The organism is Tropicibacter alexandrii, from assembly GCF_003667315.2.
GTDB classification, from domain to species: Bacteria; Pseudomonadota; Alphaproteobacteria; order Rhodobacterales; family Rhodobacteraceae; genus Tropicibacter; species Tropicibacter alexandrii.
The window spans coordinates 17,860-32,491 of sequence record NZ_RCTZ02000010.1; the positions used below are offsets into that span (position 1 = coordinate 17,860).

The window sequence follows — 14,632 nt, forward strand, 5'->3', positions numbered from 1 at the left end:
GCTCAACTCAGGGACGTCCAACCGGGGAACGTCTCGATCATCCACTGTCCGATGGCGTTGACGCTCCCCGTCGCGATCAGCACCGCGAACAGCAGCATCATGCCCCCCATCACCTTTTCGGCGTATTTCAACTTGTCGCGATGCCGCCCCGTCCAGCGCAGGAACGGCCCCGAGAACAGCGCGGCGACGACGAAGGGCGCGGTCATGCCCAAGCCGTAGACCAGCATCAGCAGACCGCCGCGCCAGACCTCGCCCATGGTGGTGGCGATGAACAGCATCGCCGTGATCGCGGGCCCCGCGCAGGGCGTCCAGCCAAAGCCGAAGGCCAGCCCCATCAGGTAGGCCCCAAGGATCGAGGTCGGCTCCATCTTCGATTCGACGCGCGCCTCGCGGTACAGCAGGCCGATGCGCACCACGCCCAGGAAATGCAGGCCAAAGATCACGAGGATCGCCACCGCCACCCATGTCAGCGCGTCGAGGTAGTCGGCAAACGCCTGCCCCACCGCGGTCGCGCCCATGCCGTACAGCACGAAGATCGTCGTCACCCCAAACGCAAAGAAAACGGCGGACACGATCAACCGGCGCTGCGCACCGGGGGCGATTCCCGTGTCGTCGCGCAGTTCGGTCATGGAAATCCCGGCCATGTAGCACAGGTAGAACGGCACGATCGGCAGGATGCAGGGCGTGAAAAAGGTTATCAAACCGGCAAGTGCCGCACCTGCGAAGGTAATATCCAGCACGAAAGGCACCTTTCCTTGATCAATTCACATATTCAGATTAGGTTGTGCGAATGACTTTCGTCAATCGGTCCCGTATGATGCGCATCATTCTTTCTGTCTTGGCGGCCCTCGCCTTGGTTCTTTTCGGCAAGCCTGCCATGGCCGAGTTCCGGCTGATCATGGTCGAACAGCCCGGCTGCGCCTATTGTGCCGCCTGGGACGACCAGATCGCACCAGCCTATCCCAACACCGAAGAGGGCAAGTTCGCGCCGCTGATGCGCGCCGACCTGCACATGGGTCCGCCCGAAGGCATCGCCTATGCGCGGCGCGTCAATTTTACCCCGACTTTCATTCTGGTGGATGACGGGGTAGAAATTGCCCGCATCGAAGGCTATCCGGGCGAAAATTTCTTTTGGCCGATGTTTTCGCAGCTGTTGCAGCAAGAAACGGATTTCGAACCGGCCACACAGTGAGCAATCGGGAAACATCGCCATGGCACTTCCGGTCCTGGACACATCACTGAGCGACGAAGACCTCGACGAGATCGTCGAGAAGGCCACAACCGCGTCGTCCTTCCTCAAGGCGATCAGCCACGAGGGCCGCTTGATGATCCTGTGCCATCTCGTCACTGGCGAGAAATCCGTGACCGAGCTGGAGGAATTGCTGTCGGCGCGGCAAGCCGCCGTCAGCCAGCAACTGTCGCGCCTGCGGCTCGAAGGGCTGGTGGTCCCGCGCCGCGACGGCAAGGCGATCTATTACCGCCTCGCCGATGACCGGCCCAAGAAGATGCTGGAATGCGTCTACGAGCTGTTCTGCAAGGACGACTGAGCGCCGCACAGGCCCCGTGCCACGACACTTGCCGAAAGACGCATACTTTCGCATACTGGCCTGATCCGGCGGGGGACCGGATCGGGAGGCGTAAATGCTCGACATATTGACGGAACACCACTTGGTCGCACTGATCGGGCTGGTCAGCGGCATATTGCTGGGGCTGGCGGCACGGCTGGGCCGGTTCTGCACATTGGGGGCCATCGAAGACGCGCTCTATGGCGGGTCGCTGGTGCGGATGCGCATGTGGGGCGTCGCCATCGGAATCGCGGTGATCGGATCCTTCACCCTGATGCAGGTGGGACTTCTGGCAGATGTCAGCACCTACTACTTGTCGATCCGCTGGATGCCGCTGGCCTCGGTTCTGGGCGGCCTCGTCTTTGGCTATGGCATGGCCCTGTCGGGCAATTGCGGGTACGGGGCGCTGGCACGGTTGGGCGGCGGCGATCTGCGCAGCTTCGTCATCGTGCTGGTCATGGCGGTCAGCACCTATGTGGTGCTGTCCGGCCCCTTGGCACCGCTGCGCGCGGCGCTGTTCGAGCAGGTGCCCGTGACCGGCGCCGCCCCGGGGATCGCGCATCAACTGGGCGGGCTGACCGGCCTGCCCGTCAACTGGATCGGCATGGCAATCGGCGCGCTGATCCTCGGCGGGTCGCTGTCCTCGGGCGCGCTATGGGCGAAGCCGGTGCAACTGGTCTGGGCCGTAGCGGTCGGCCTGTCGGTCGTGCTGGCATGGGGCGGCACGGCTTGGGTCGCGCGCACCGGGTTCGAGGCGCTGCCGGTCGTCTCGCACAGCTTTGCCGCACCGCTGGGGGAATCGGTCTTGTGGTTCATGACCGGCTCTGCACGGCCGCTGAGCTTTGCGGTGGGATCGGTCGCCGGCGTCTGGTGCGGCGCCTTCATCGGGTCGCTGATCAAGGGACATTTCCGATGGGAAGCCTGCGAGGACCCGCGCGAGTTGCGCCGCCAGATCATCGGCGCGGCTTTGATGGGCGGCGGCGCGGTGATCGCCTTGGGCTGTTCCATCGGTCAGGGCCTGTCGGCGTTTTCGGTGTTGGCGCTGTCCGCGCCCGTCACCTTTGCCGCGATCTTTGCCGGGGCGGCATTCGGCTTGCGTCAGCTGATCGTCGGGTTCCAGCCAGCGGAGTAGAGGGGGCTTTGCCCCCCGGCGCTCACGCGCCTCCCCCCACGGTATTTCGGGCCAGAAGAAACCGAGGGTCAGTCGAAATCGCGCAGGCGCGCGACGTAGCGGGCCAGCGTGTCGATTTCGAGGTTGATCCGGTCGCCGGTCTTTGAATGGCCCCAGGTCGTGACCTCCTTGGTGTGGGGGATCAGGTTGACGCCGAACGTGGTGCCGTCGACCTCGTTCACCGTCAGCGAGGTGCCGTTGAGCGCGACTGAGCCTTTGGGCGCAATGAAACGGGCGAGGCTTTCCGGCGCGTCGAAGGTGATGCGGGTGCTGTCGCCCTCGTCCAGCATCGCGGTGATCGTCGCGACCCCGTCCACATGGCCCGAGACGATATGCCCGCCGAGTTCATCGCCGACCTTCAGCGCCCGTTCGAGGTTGATCCTGTAGCCCTCGGCCCAGTCGCCGATATTGGTCTTCGAGACGCTTTCGGCGCTGATGTCGACGTCGAACCAGTCCTCGCCGAGGGCGATCACGGTCAGGCAGCAGCCATTGCAGGCGATCGAGGCGCCGATCTCGATGCCGGAAGTGTCATAAGACGTGCCGATGCGGGCGCGCAGGTCGCCGCGATCCTCGAGCTGGCGGATTTCGCCGATATCGGTGACGATGCCTGTGAACATGGGGGCTCCTGTCTGTGATGCGGCCTTATTTTCGCCGGGATCAGCGGTTAATGTTTCCGTCAGGCAAACGGAATAGAACGGTCCCATGAGCAACGCAACCGGAGAGAAACGGGTCTTCCTGTTCTTGCAGGGGCCGCACGGCCCCTTCTTCCACCGGCTGGGTGCGATGCTGCGCAAGACCGGGGCGGATGTCTGGCGCGTGGGCTTCAACGCGGGCGACCGGGCGTTCTGGTTTCATCCAAAATCCTACATCCCGTTCCGTGGCACGCCGGATGACTGGCGCGCGACCTTTGTTGCGCTGCTGTCGGAAAAGCATGTGACGGATATCGTGCTGTATGGTGACGTGCGCCGTATCCATGCCGAAGCGGTCGAGGAAGCGAAACGGCGCGGATTGACCGTTCATGTCTTCGAAGAAGGCTATATGCGCCCCTATTGGGTGACCTATGAACGGGGCGGCTCGAACGGGCATTCGCGGCTGATGCAGATGTCGATCGCGGACATGCAGAAGACGCTTGCCCTGTCGGACATGGAGGCCCCCCTGCCCCCGGCCCATTGGGGCGACATGCGGCACCACATCTTTTACGGCGCGCTCTACCACTGGTTCGTGATGTTCCGGAATGGTGATTACCGCAATTTCCAGCCGCATCGGTCGCTGACGGTGATGCAGGAATTCATGCTGTACCTGAAACGGCTGCTCCTGATGCCGGCAAGCTGGGTCGACCGCGTGATCGCCACGCAACGCATCCGGCTGGGCGGATTTCCCTATCACCTATGCCTGATGCAGCTGGAGCATGACTCGAGCTTTCAGAAACATTCGCCCTTCAACACCATGCCAGAGTTTCTGGACATGGTCGTACAAGGCTTTGCGGACGGCGCGCCCGGGCACCATCACCTCGTGTTCAAGGCGCATCCGCTGGAAGATGGCCGGTCGCATGTGCGCCGGGCGATCCGCGAGGCAGCCCACAAATACGGCGTGAAGGACCGGGTGCATTACGTGCGCGGTGGCAAGCTGGCGCAACTGCTCAACGATGCCCGCACCGCGGTCACCGTGAACTCGACAGCCGCGCAGCAGGTGCTTTGGCGCGGTATCCCGCTGAAGGTCTTTGGCGACGCGGTCTATGCGAAACCGGAATTCGTCTCGACCCAGGCACTGCCGGAATTCTTTGCGACACCGTCGCGCCCGAACATGCACGCCTACAAGGATTACAGGCGCTATCTGCTTGAAACCTCGCAACTTCCCGGTGGGTTCTATTCGGCGCGCGGGCGGCGGCAATTGCTGAGGCAGGTGGTCGACATGATGCTGGCGCCGGACGATCCCTATGACGCCCTGCGACGCGGGACCGCGGCACCACGGCAACAGTTGCGCGTCGTCCACTGACCCCGATTTCTCCAAAGGCTGGATTTTGCAGGCACTTCTCGATAGCGTGGGAAAAAAGGCAGGCAAAATAACAAAGGTCGAGGAGACCGAGCAGTGAAACACACCCGTAATCGGTGGGCGCGTTCCGTCGCCCTGCTGGTCGCGACGTCGATACTGGCGTCCTGCGGCCTTCCGCGCGTTGGTCCAACGAAAAAGGAAATCTTCGCAGGTTCCGTGCAACGCGAAGGCGATGCCTTCATCGTTTCGGTCAATGACCGCGTGACCCGTGCCACCGCCGTCGTTCCGGCGCTTGGCTTTACCGAGGCATTCAAGAATGCCGGAGTGCTGGGATCCGACACGATCCGCGCAGGCGACACGCTGGGCATTTCCGTTTGGGAAAACGTCGACGACCCGCTTCTGGGCTCCGGCGGCGCGGCGGCAGGCGGCGGCGGTCCGGCCATCCTCGAAGAGGTGCAGGTCGACGGCTCCGGCTTCATCTTCATCCCTTACGCGGGCCGTATCCGCGCCGCGGGCAACACGCCCGAGGCGGTGCGCCGCATCATCACCGAGAAACTCGAAGACCAGACCCCCGACCCGCAGGTGCAAGTCCGTCGCGTGGCGGGGGACGGCTCGACCGTCAGCCTTGTCGGCGCCGTGGGCGGCCAAGGCGTTTATGCGATCGAGCGTCCGACGCGGACCCTGTCCTCGATGCTGGCGCGCGCCGGTGGCGTGACGATCGAGCCCGAGATTGCGCAGATCACCGTGTTGCGTGGCAATCAAAAGGGGACGATCTGGTTTCAGGACCTGTACGAATATCCCGAGTTCGACATTGCCCTGCGCGGCGGCGACCGCATCCTGATCGAACAGGACACCCGCGCCTTCACGGCGCTTGGCGCAACCGGCACGCAGGCCCGCGTCCCGTTCGAGACGCAGACCCTGTCCGGGGTCGAGGCCATCGCGCAGGTTGGCGGCCTGCTGTCGAGCACGGCGGACCCGACCGGCGTCTTCGTCTTCCGCAACGAACCGGCTGCGATTGCCAATCAGGTGCTGGGGCGCAACGATCTGGTTGGTGCGCAGCGCATGGTCTACGTGCTGGACCTGACGAAGCCCAACGGCATGTTCATGGCCCGCGACTTCGCGATCCGGGACGGCGACACGCTGTACGTGACCGAGGCGCCGTTCACCCAGTGGGACAAGACGATCTCGGCCCTGACCGGTTCGCTGAGCGCCGTGGGCACCTTGACCACGACCGCAGACGCGCTGTCTGGCGGCGGAGGCTGACACGTGTCCGACTTTGCGGACGCAGATCACGCCGGGGGCGACAACCCCCGGCGTCTTCATGTCTACAACGGTGGTTTCCTTTGGCAGCGCCGCCTGCGCCGCATCCTGTCGCTGGCGGGCTATCGGGTCAGCCTTGGGCGTCCCGATGCCACGGGCTTGATCGGTGTCTGGGGGCAATCCCCCTATGCCGCGCGGGGCGAGGCCATGGCCGCCCGTACCAGCGCGGGTCTTCTGCGGGTCGAGGACGCCTTTCTGCGGTCTCTGCATCCCGGTCGTGCCGGAGAGCCGCCCTTTGGTCTGGTGCTGGACCGGACCGGTGTGCATTTCGACGGGCGCACCCCCTCCGATCTGGAAACCCTGCTCAAGACCCATCCGCTGGACGACACCGCATTGCTCGACCGGGCGCGCGGCGCGATGGCACGCATGGCCGAGGCGCACCTGTCGAAATACAGCGCCACGCGTCTTGACCTGCCCCTGCCCCGGCCCGGCTATGTTCTGCTGATCGACCAGACACGCGGGGATGCGTCGGTACGCGCCTCCGGCGCCGACCGGAACCGCTTTCTGGAAATGCTGTTCGTCGCGCAGGAAGAAAACCCGGGCGCACGTATCGTTCTGAAGACCCACCCCGAAACCGGTGCAGGCTACCGCCCCGGCCATTACGAGGCTGGGGATGCCAGCGACCGGATCACCCTGTTCGACGCGCCCGTCAGCCCGTGGCAGTTGCTGGATGGCGCCGTGGCCGTCTACACGGTGTCGTCGCAAATGGGGTTCGAAGCCATTCTCGCCGGGCACCGCCCGCGCGTCTTTGGCCAGCCCTTCTATGCGGGCTGGGGGCTGACCGAGGACGAGATGCCCGTTTATCGTCGCCAGCGCAGCTTGACCCGGGCGCAGTTGTTCGCCGCCGCAATGATCCTGTACCCACGCTGGTATGACCCGGCACAGGACCGGCTGTGCCAGATCGAAGAGGTGCTTGGCCATCTCGAAGCCCAGACCCGCGCGTGGCGCGAGGACCGTGCAGGCTGGGTCGCCAGCGGCATGCGGATGTGGAAACGTGCGCCCTTGCAGCACTTCTTTGGACGAGAGGCGCGCGTCATCTATGAAGATGACGCCGTAAAGGCCTGTGAAATCACGAAAAAGACCCATCGCAGGCACATGTGTTGGGCCGGTCGGGCGCAAGGTGATGTCGTCCGGGTCGAAGACGGTTTCCTGCGCTCGCGGGGTTTGGGGGCTGAATTGATCCCGCCGCTGTCGCTGGTCCTTGACCCTGTGGGTATCTATTACGATCCGACCCGCCCCTCGCAGTTGGAAACCCTGATAGCCCGGCGCGCCTCAGGTCTGCGACCAGACCAAATCGAACGTTCTAGACGGATTTTGACGCGATTGACGGCCTCTGGTTTGTCCAAATACAATCTATCCGGAGACTTACCCACACTCCCCAGAGGGCGCTGCATTCTGGTTCCCGGGCAAGTCGAGGATGACGCCTCGATCCTGACTGGCGCGGGCCAGGTGAACACCAACCAAGCGCTGCTGCAAGCTGCCCGTGACGCCAATCCAGACGCGGTCCTGATCTGGAAACCACATCCGGACGTGGTCGCAGGACTGCGCAAAGGTCACGTGAACAATGCCGCGCAATGGGCTGATATCACGCTCGAAAACGCGGATATGGGGGCGCTACTGCGACAGGTGGACGAGGTCTGGACAATGACATCCCTCACCGGGTTCGAGGCGCTTTTGCGCGGCTGCAAGGTGACGGTTCTCGGCGCGCCGTTCTATGCCGGCTGGGGCTTGACCCGCGATCTCGGACCGGTGCCCGCCCGTCGCAGCGCCGGGCCGCGTCCGACGCTGGAGGCGCTGGTCCATGCCGCGCTGATCGACTATCCGCGCTACCACGACCCGATCACCCGCTCGCCCTGTCCGATCGAAGTCATTGTTGATCGTTTGGAAACGGGCGCGATCCCACGGCCGGGCCCGTTCAACCGGACCGTATCGAAACTGCAGGGGCTGTTTGCATCCCAAGCCCATCTGTGGCGCCGTTAACCTTGATTGACAAAGCCTTGCGATAGCCGTTTGGCAGACAAGGGTTTTTGCATTTGTCCACAGCATCTTTCGCGCTGCGGTGGATCGATCCGATCGCAGGGTAACCTGCGGTAAAGACGCGCAAAAGGCCGTCAACTCGCCCTATGCCAGATATGGTGCACGTCGTTTCCCTCCACGGTGAAATCCACAAGCTGGAAACGCGGCGCATCGGACAGGCGCTCGACCCCCAATGCGCCTATGCCGGGATGGCCTTCGGCGCCCAGAACGAGGCCCGCCGTAAAGACATGCAATTCGTCGACGAGGTCAGCCGCCAACAAGGCAGCGGCCAGTTGCCCGCCGCCTTCGCAAAAGACGCGGGTCAGCCCTTCGGCAGCCAGAGATTGCAACAGGGAAACCGGTTCGATGCGGCCCGATGCGACTTGGCAGGGCAGCAGTTTTGCCCCGAGCCCCTCCCACGCCGTCCGCAACTCGCGGCGGGCTTCCGGCCCGTGACACAGCCAGACCGGCACATCGCGCGCAGTCCGGGCCAGTTGGCTCATCAACGGCAAGTCGATGTGCCGCGATGCGACGATGCGCACCGGTTGCCGCCTGTCGCCAAAGCCCCGGACGGTCAGCGCCGGATCGTCGGCCCGCGCCGTGCCCGCACCCACCATGACCGCATCATGAGACGCCCGCAGCGCGTGCACGCGGCGCCGCGCCGCCGGGCCAGTGATCCACTGGCTCTCGCCGGTCGCTGTCGCGATGCGGCCATCGGTGCTCATGGCGAGTTTCAGCGTCACCCAAGGCCGCCCCTGCTCGATCCGTAGGAAGAAGCCCGCATGGTCCCGCAGGGCCTGCTCGGCCAGAACACCGGTCGTGACCGAAATTCCAGCGTGGCGCAGGCGTTCGAAACCCTGCCCCGAGACGCGCGGATCGCTGTCCGGCACCGCCGCCACGACGCGCGCCACACCCGCCGTCACGAGCGCGTCGGCGCAAGGTGGGGTCTGACCGTGATGGGCACAGGGTTCGAGCGTGACATAGGCCGTGGCCCCTTGCGCGGCCTCGCCCGCCATGGCCAGCGCCTGCGTTTCCGCATGGGGGCGCCCGCCCGGCTGTGTCCAACCCCGTCCGACGACGCGGTCACCCCGCACGATCACGCAGCCCACCGCCGGGTTCGGCCAGCATTGGCCCATCCCGCGACGCCCAAGCGCAAGCGCATGGGCCATGTGGCGCGCGTCGGACGAGGTCACTTCTCGGCCTGAGCCTCTGGACGCAGTTCCGAAACGAACTTGTCGAAATCGTCAGCCGCTTGGAAGTTCTTGTAAACACTGGCAAAACGCACATAGGCCACGGTGTCGATCCGGGCCAGCGTCTCCATCACGATTTCGCCGATCATCTTGGAGGGGATGTCGGTTTCGCCCATGCTTTCGAGCCGCCGCACGATGCCAGAGATCATCTGATCGATGCGCTCCGGGTCGATCGGGCGCTTTTGCAGCGCGATCCGGATCGAGCGTTCCAGCTTGTCGCGGTCGAAATCCTCGCGCCGACCGTTGGTCTTGATCACCACCAAATCGCGCAACTGGACGCGTTCATAGGTGGTAAATCGCCCGCCACATGCGGGGCAGAACCGACGCCGCCGGATCGAAACATGATCCTCCGCCGGGCGCGAGTCCTTCACCTGTGTGTCAATATTTCCACAAAACGGGCAGCGCATGGGCCGTCCCCCTCATTTTTTCCGCCGATTATGCCTCATGGCGTGGGTTGGCCCCACTTATCCACAGGCACTATAGGTCAGCCTCCATAATTTGGGTAGAGGGCAAATGTGGCCCCCAGATCATGGGGCGCAAAACCGTGACATTCGCGACTCAGGTCAGGAGCGCGGCCACCTTGCGCCGATGCGGCGCGTCCCGATGTTCGAAAAGGTAAATTCCCTGCCAAGTTCCCAGCACCATGCGCCCATCAATGACCGGAATGGACAAGGAGACCGGCAAGAGCGCCGATTTGATATGCGCTGGCATATCATCGGGCCCCTCGTAGGTGTGGGTCAGGTAGGCCATGGAGGGGTCGGTCGTCGGGGGAACGAGACGTCGAAAATAGGCCAGCAAGTCGGTCTGCACCTCTGGGTCGGCATTCTCCTGGATCAGGAGCGACGCCGAGGTATGGCGAACGAACAGCGTCAAAAGCCCGGTGCCGGACACCCAGTCTGCCACGTCGCGGGTGAAGGCATACAGGCCCTGACCCTGTGTCGAAATCGTGAACTCGGTCTGCATTTGTTCAGCTTCCCCCGCAACATCCGTCTTTTATCCTTTTGTCATCCGAAGCGGCCTTCAGCAACCGACGGCCCCGGACCAGGGAGAGTGACATGAAAGATCAAAGACGCCTTACAGCCGCCGATTTCGATCAGGAACTTCTTGAACTCTATGACTTTTACGCGCATGGCAAGCTGACCAAACGGGAATTTCTGGACCGGGCCGGCAAATTTGCCGTGGGCGCGGTCACGGCCTCGGTGCTGCTCGACATGCTGTCGCCGAACTATGCGCTGGCCGAGCAGGTCAGCTTCAACGATCCCGAAATTTTGCCGGAATACATCGAATACCCGTCGCCCAACGGACATGGACAAGTGCGCGGCTATCTGGTCAAGCCCGCCGGGCTCGAAGGCCCTGCCCCCGCAGTGGTTGTCGTGCATGAGAACCGCGGGCTGAACCCCTATATCGAGGATGTCGCGCGCCGGGTGGCCAAGGCCGGGTTCATCGCGCTTGCCCCGGACGGTCTGAGCAGCGTTGGCGGCTATCCCGGCAACGATGCAGAGGGGCGCGAATTGCAGCGCACCGTTGATGGCGAAAAGCTGATGAACGACTTTTTTGCCGCCTATGAATGGCTTGCCGGGCACGAGATGACCACGGGCAAGGTGGGCTGCGTGGGCTTCTGCTATGGGGGTGGGGTCTGTAATGCTTTGGCGGTCGCCTATCCCGAACTGTCCGCCTCGGTACCGTTCTATGGACGGCAGGCCGCGGCGTCAGATGTGCCTCGCATCGAGGCGCCCCTGCTCTTGCACTACGCCGAGCTGGATGAACGGATCAACGCTGGCTGGCCCGACTACGAGGCGGCGCTGAAAGAGCATGGCAAGACCTACACGGCTCACATCTATCCGGGTGTGAACCATGGGTTCCACAACGATTCAACGCCCCGCTACGACGAAGCCGCCGCAGAACTGGCTTGGGAGCGCACCATCGCCTTCTTCAACGAGCACCTGACCTAGCGTCTGGCGACGCAGGTCACGTTGGGCGCTGGCGGCATGTTCGCGGGGATCGGCTGGTCCGCCGTCAGGGGTGACATCATCACCTGTGCAAGCGTTTCGCGGCAGCGTTCCAGATCCTCCGGCGCGACCTCGATCACGATGGTCTTGGTCGCGTCGCGTTCCGGCAACGCAGCAAGGACCGGCAAGGCGGTCATGCAAATCATCAGGCTTGTCAGAAACTTGGTCATTTTCACATCCCTCCGTGGCGAAACACAGAAGAGATGAAAATGGTTCCCTTTCCGCTAAGGTTTTGCCTTCAGGCTGAAAAACACCTTGGCACAGAGCAGGGCCCAAGGGGCGCCGTGCATCAACAGGTCAAGGATGTCCACCGGTTCGGTCAACGTTCCCGCCGCCAGCATCTGGAGCTTTTCCCAGACATGCGGCGGGGTGAACGGCGCAAGACCGAGGGTCAGGCACGCCAGGATCACCACGCTCCACGGAAGGCGGTTTACCATTCCTTGAACAGGGACTCGCCCAGTTGGTCGATCATCTGTCTGGCCTTGCCCAGAGAGGCCTCGTTCGCCTCGTCAAGGTCACGGATCAGATCGGCACGGATCAGCTGGTGGACCTTGTCGCCCTTCTCGATCCGCGCGGCGATCCGGTATTGACCGTCTTCCTTGATCGGTTCGGGAAAGATCAGAAAGCCCTGATACTCGACCGGGTCCGCCGCCGCGGGTTTGCCTTTTCCACTTCCGAACAATTTGGACAAGATCGACATTGCGCACCCTCCGGTCTGCGTCCCGCTTTAAACTGCCGCCCCATAACGGGAATTTCAACCGCGTACGCAGGCCACCACGATGAATTGTACGGGGCCAACGAGCAGCGCGGGCAAGAACAATGTGTTTCTGGAGGCACGTGCACGACTTAGCAATGCGTTCATACCTCTTCCATTCGAGTCGACGTCTCGACAACATTCTTTCAAAGGGACTGTGACATGGCCGATAGTATCGAAACCGCAAATCCGACCACAATCATCGTTCAAAAGCAAACCTCCGCCTTGGGTATCGGCGCGACCGTTTGCGGCATCATCAGCATCTTCTTCTTGGCACCGCTATTCGGGACGCTGGCCTTGATTCTGGGCGGCATCGGTGTTGCGAAGAAGCAATTCGTGCTGTCCGGGATTGGCCTTCTGACGGGCGTGATCGGCCTTTTGACCTCTCCGATCCTGTACGCAATGCTTGGCCTCAGCTTCCTCTAAGCACCTAGCCAACACAGAATAAAACAAAGGCCGGCTCATTCTAGAGCCGGCCTTTTTCATGTCCAATCGACTTCGTGTCGAAGCCGAGCCGTCACTGATCCAGGAACGACCGCAGCTTGCGCGAGCGCGACGGGTGCTTGAGCTTGCGCAGCGCCTTGGCCTCGATCTGGCGGATGCGTTCGCGGGTCACGCTGAACTGCTGGCCGACTTCCTCAAGGGTATGGTCGGTGTTCATGCCGATGCCAAAGCGCATGCGCAGCACGCGCTCCTCGCGGGGGGTCAGCGAGGACAGCACGCGGGTCGTGGTTTCCTTCAGGTTTTCCTGAATGGCGGAATCCAGCGGCAGGATCGCGTTCTTGTCCTCGATGAAATCGCCCAGCTGGCTGTCTTCCTCGTCGCCAATCGGCGTTTCGAGGCTGATCGGCTCCTTGGCGATCTTCATCACCTTGCGGACCTTTTCCAGCGGCATTTGCAGCTTTTCGGCCAGTTCTTCCGGCGTCGGCTCGCGGCCGATCTCGTGCAGCATCTGGCGACCGGTGCGGACCAGCTTGTTGATCGTCTCGATCATGTGGACCGGGATACGGATCGTGCGCGCCTGATCGGCAATCGAGCGGGTGATCGCCTGACGGATCCACCACGTCGCATAGGTCGAGAACTTGTAGCCCCGGCGATACTCGAACTTGTCGACGGCCTTCATCAGGCCGATATTGCCTTCCTGAATGAGATCAAGGAATTGCAGGCCGCGGTTCGTGTATTTCTTGGCGATGGAGATCACGAGACGCAGGTTCGCCTCGACCATTTCCTTCTTGGCCTGACGGGCTTCCTTCTCGCCCTTCTGGACTTGGTTCACGATGCGGCGGAATTCAGAGATATCCAGACCGACATATTGACCGACCTGCGCCATGTCCGCGCGCAGTTCCTCGACCTTGTCGCTGCTGCGCTCGATGAACATCTGCCAGCCGCGCCCGGATTTCTCCGCCATGCGGTCCAGCCAGTTCGGGTCCAGCTCGTGCCCGCGATACTCGTCCACGAATTCCTTGCGGTTGATGCGGGCCTGATCGGCCAGCTTCACCATCGAACTGTCGATGGACATGATGCGCTTGTTGATGCCGTAAAGCTGGTCGATCAGCGCCTCGATGCGGTTGTTGTGCAGGTGAAGCTCGTTCACCAGTTCGACGATCTCGCCGCGCAGCTTCTGATAGCGCGCCTCGTCCTCGGCGCCAAAGCTGTTATCCTCGTTCAGGGTCGCCGAAATCCGGCTGTCCTGCATCTCGGCCAGTTCTTCGTAATCGCGCGCTATGCGGTCGAGCGTTTCCAGAACCCGCGGCTTCAGCGCGGTTTCCATCGCGGCCAGCGACATGTTGGCCTGCTCGTCGTCGTCCTCGTCATCCTCGCGCGAGATCGGGTTGCCGTCGGCGTCCAACTCGGGCTCGTTGCCCTTGTCGGCCTTGGGCGCGGCTTCGACCCCGCTGGTATCGACCAGCGGCTCTTCCATGTCGCCATCTTCGCCCAGTTGCCCGGAGAAGGTGGTTTCAAGGTCGATCACGTCGCGCAGCAGGATGTCCTCGGACAGAAGTTCCTCGCGCCAGATGGTGATCGCCTGAAAGGTCAGCGGGCTTTCGCACAGGCCCGCGATCATCGTGTTGCGCCCGGCCTCGATCCGCTTGGCGATGGCGATCTCGCCCTCGCGGCTCAGCAGTTCGACCGAACCCATTTCGCGCAGGTACATGCGCACCGGATCGTCGGTGCGATCCAGCTTTTCGGTGCCACCGGAGGACAGGGCGACATCGCCGCCCTTCTTGGTTTCGACCAGATCGGTCGAGCCCTTGTTCTCGTCCTCGTCGCCCTCTTCTTCCTCGGTGACCTGGATGCCCATTTCCGAGAGCATCGACATCACATCCTCGATCTGGTCCGACGAGACCTGATCGGGCGGAAGAACCTGATTGAGCTGATCGTAGGTGATGTAACCACGCTCGCGCGCTTCGGCGATCATCTTCTTGACCGCCGCCTGGCTCATGTCGAGGCTGATTTCCTCGTCCTGATCCTGCGTCTTGGCGTCGTCGTTATCCTTGGCTGCCATGCGGCTCTCCTGATCGGGGCTGGGGCGGGCGATTCGAAGTGATCCGAAT

Annotated in this window: 17 protein-coding genes; 8 read left to right on the forward strand and 9 right to left on the reverse strand. The window is 62.9% G+C overall.

The window, feature by feature from the left end; genetic code table 11:
* Positions 1-2: 2 nt before the first annotated feature.
* Positions 3-740, reverse strand: coding sequence for a cytochrome c biogenesis CcdA family protein (locus D8Z78_RS13830; RefSeq protein WP_121630991.1), 738 nt, complete (start codon positions 738-740; stop codon positions 3-5).
* 77 nt (positions 741-817) lie between these two features.
* Between D8Z78_RS13830 and D8Z78_RS13835 the strand changes: the two genes are divergently transcribed.
* The 3 genes from D8Z78_RS13835 to D8Z78_RS13845 all read left to right on the forward strand — a co-directional run bounded on the left by D8Z78_RS13835 (position 818) and on the right by D8Z78_RS13845 (position 2,697).
* Complete coding sequence (locus D8Z78_RS13835) at positions 818-1,192, forward strand: thioredoxin domain-containing protein (RefSeq protein WP_121630992.1); 375 nt, start codon at positions 818-820, stop codon at positions 1,190-1,192.
* Positions 1,193-1,211: 19 nt separating this feature from the next.
* The gene (locus tag D8Z78_RS13840; RefSeq protein WP_121630864.1) at positions 1,212-1,547 is read left to right on the forward strand and encodes an ArsR/SmtB family transcription factor; all 336 of its coding nucleotides are present in this window, start codon (positions 1,212-1,214) and stop codon (positions 1,545-1,547) included.
* 94 nt (positions 1,548-1,641) lie between these two features.
* Positions 1,642-2,697: a YeeE/YedE family protein gene (locus D8Z78_RS13845; RefSeq protein ID WP_121630865.1), complete on the forward strand. Its 1,056-nt coding sequence runs from the start codon at positions 1,642-1,644 to the stop codon at positions 2,695-2,697.
* 68 nt (positions 2,698-2,765) lie between these two features.
* Here D8Z78_RS13845 and D8Z78_RS13850 read toward each other — a convergent pair whose 3' ends face one another.
* Positions 2,766-3,353: a riboflavin synthase gene (locus D8Z78_RS13850; RefSeq protein WP_121630866.1), complete on the reverse strand. Its 588-nt coding sequence runs from the start codon at positions 3,351-3,353 to the stop codon at positions 2,766-2,768.
* An 85-nt stretch (positions 3,354-3,438) separates the two neighbouring features.
* Between D8Z78_RS13850 and D8Z78_RS13855 the strand changes: the two genes are divergently transcribed.
* The 3 genes from D8Z78_RS13855 to D8Z78_RS13865 all read left to right on the forward strand — a co-directional run bounded on the left by D8Z78_RS13855 (position 3,439) and on the right by D8Z78_RS13865 (position 8,028).
* Complete coding sequence (locus D8Z78_RS13855; RefSeq protein WP_121630867.1) at positions 3,439-4,731, forward strand: capsule biosynthesis protein; 1,293 nt, start codon at positions 3,439-3,441, stop codon at positions 4,729-4,731.
* A gap of 93 nt (positions 4,732-4,824) precedes the next feature.
* Positions 4,825-5,991 (forward strand): polysaccharide biosynthesis/export family protein, encoded by a 1,167-nt coding sequence (locus D8Z78_RS13860; RefSeq protein WP_121630868.1) that lies wholly within the window; start codon positions 4,825-4,827, stop codon positions 5,989-5,991.
* Between the two features lie 3 nt (positions 5,992-5,994).
* Entirely contained in the window at positions 5,995-8,028 is a 2,034-nt protein-coding gene (locus D8Z78_RS13865) for a capsular polysaccharide biosynthesis protein (RefSeq protein ID WP_240672123.1), read from the forward strand.
* Between the two features lie 131 nt (positions 8,029-8,159).
* On the opposite strand, the gene ribD is transcribed toward D8Z78_RS13865, so the two are convergent.
* The 3 genes from ribD to D8Z78_RS13880 all read right to left on the reverse strand — a co-directional run bounded on the left by ribD (position 8,160) and on the right by D8Z78_RS13880 (position 10,277).
* Entirely contained in the window at positions 8,160-9,257 is a 1,098-nt protein-coding gene (ribD, locus tag D8Z78_RS13870; protein ID WP_255446352.1) for a bifunctional diaminohydroxyphosphoribosylaminopyrimidine deaminase/5-amino-6-(5-phosphoribosylamino)uracil reductase RibD, read from the reverse strand.
* Positions 9,254-9,721: a transcriptional regulator NrdR gene (nrdR, locus tag D8Z78_RS13875; RefSeq protein ID WP_121630869.1), complete on the reverse strand. Its 468-nt coding sequence runs from the start codon at positions 9,719-9,721 to the stop codon at positions 9,254-9,256. Before nrdR ends, ribD begins: the two co-directional genes overlap by 4 nt.
* Before the next feature lie 151 nt (positions 9,722-9,872).
* A complete protein-coding gene (locus tag D8Z78_RS13880; RefSeq protein WP_121630870.1) occupies positions 9,873-10,277 on the reverse strand; it encodes a secondary thiamine-phosphate synthase enzyme YjbQ in 405 nt (134 codons plus the stop codon).
* Positions 10,278-10,369: 92 nt separating this feature from the next.
* Between D8Z78_RS13880 and yghX the strand changes: the two genes are divergently transcribed.
* Positions 10,370-11,266: a YghX family hydrolase gene (gene yghX / locus D8Z78_RS13885; RefSeq protein ID WP_121630871.1), complete on the forward strand. Its 897-nt coding sequence runs from the start codon at positions 10,370-10,372 to the stop codon at positions 11,264-11,266.
* Here the strand turns inward: yghX and D8Z78_RS13890 are convergent.
* The 3 genes from D8Z78_RS13890 to D8Z78_RS13900 are packed head-to-tail and all read right to left on the reverse strand — an operon-like array spanning position 11,263 to position 12,023.
* Entirely contained in the window at positions 11,263-11,493 is a 231-nt protein-coding gene (locus D8Z78_RS13890; protein ID WP_121630872.1) for a hypothetical protein, read from the reverse strand. The two genes, yghX and D8Z78_RS13890, sit on opposite strands and share 4 nt — an antisense overlap.
* Before the next feature lie 54 nt (positions 11,494-11,547).
* The gene (locus D8Z78_RS13895; RefSeq protein ID WP_121630873.1) at positions 11,548-11,760 is read right to left on the reverse strand and encodes an RND transporter; all 213 of its coding nucleotides are present in this window, start codon (positions 11,758-11,760) and stop codon (positions 11,548-11,550) included.
* Complete coding sequence (locus D8Z78_RS13900; protein ID WP_121630874.1) at positions 11,754-12,023, reverse strand: HlyU family transcriptional regulator; 270 nt, start codon at positions 12,021-12,023, stop codon at positions 11,754-11,756. The genes D8Z78_RS13895 and D8Z78_RS13900 overlap by 7 nt, the downstream gene beginning before the upstream one ends.
* A gap of 216 nt (positions 12,024-12,239) precedes the next feature.
* Between D8Z78_RS13900 and D8Z78_RS13905 the strand changes: the two genes are divergently transcribed.
* Positions 12,240-12,503 carry a hypothetical protein gene (locus D8Z78_RS13905; protein ID WP_121630875.1) on the forward strand — a complete coding sequence of 88 codons (264 nt, stop codon included), beginning with the start codon at positions 12,240-12,242 and terminating at the stop codon, positions 12,501-12,503.
* 91 nt (positions 12,504-12,594) lie between these two features.
* Here the strand turns inward: D8Z78_RS13905 and rpoD are convergent, their stop codons facing one another.
* Positions 12,595-14,583 carry an RNA polymerase sigma factor RpoD gene (rpoD, locus tag D8Z78_RS13910; protein ID WP_121630876.1) on the reverse strand — a complete coding sequence of 663 codons (1,989 nt, stop codon included), beginning with the start codon at positions 14,581-14,583 and terminating at the stop codon, positions 12,595-12,597.
* Positions 14,584-14,632: the final 49 nt, after the last annotated feature.

Bases quoted from the DNA above. Each gene is read 5' to 3' on its own strand.
- D8Z78_RS13835 (WP_121630992.1), top strand. From the start codon at position 818: ATGCGCATCATTCTTTCTGTCTTGGCGGCCCTCGCCTTGGTTCTTTTC.
- D8Z78_RS13895 (WP_121630873.1), bottom strand. From the start codon at position 11,760: ATGGTAAACCGCCTTCCGTGGAGCGTGGTGATCCTGGCGTGCCTGACC.
- yghX (WP_121630871.1), top strand. From the start codon at position 10,370: ATGAAAGATCAAAGACGCCTTACAGCCGCCGATTTCGATCAGGAACTT.
- D8Z78_RS13905 (WP_121630875.1), top strand. From the start codon at position 12,240: ATGGCCGATAGTATCGAAACCGCAAATCCGACCACAATCATCGTTCAA.
- D8Z78_RS13845 (WP_121630865.1), top strand. From the start codon at position 1,642: ATGCTCGACATATTGACGGAACACCACTTGGTCGCACTGATCGGGCTG.
- nrdR (WP_121630869.1), bottom strand. From the start codon at position 9,721: ATGCGCTGCCCGTTTTGTGGAAATATTGACACACAGGTGAAGGACTCG.
- D8Z78_RS13890 (WP_121630872.1), bottom strand. From the start codon at position 11,493: ATGACCAAGTTTCTGACAAGCCTGATGATTTGCATGACCGCCTTGCCG.
- D8Z78_RS13850 (WP_121630866.1), bottom strand. From the start codon at position 3,353: ATGTTCACAGGCATCGTCACCGATATCGGCGAAATCCGCCAGCTCGAG.
- D8Z78_RS13880 (WP_121630870.1), bottom strand. From the start codon at position 10,277: ATGCAGACCGAGTTCACGATTTCGACACAGGGTCAGGGCCTGTATGCC.
- D8Z78_RS13840 (WP_121630864.1), top strand. From the start codon at position 1,212: ATGGCACTTCCGGTCCTGGACACATCACTGAGCGACGAAGACCTCGAC.
- rpoD (WP_121630876.1), bottom strand. From the start codon at position 14,583: ATGGCAGCCAAGGATAACGACGACGCCAAGACGCAGGATCAGGACGAG.
- D8Z78_RS13855 (WP_121630867.1), top strand. From the start codon at position 3,439: ATGAGCAACGCAACCGGAGAGAAACGGGTCTTCCTGTTCTTGCAGGGG.
- D8Z78_RS13900 (WP_121630874.1), bottom strand. From the start codon at position 12,023: ATGTCGATCTTGTCCAAATTGTTCGGAAGTGGAAAAGGCAAACCCGCG.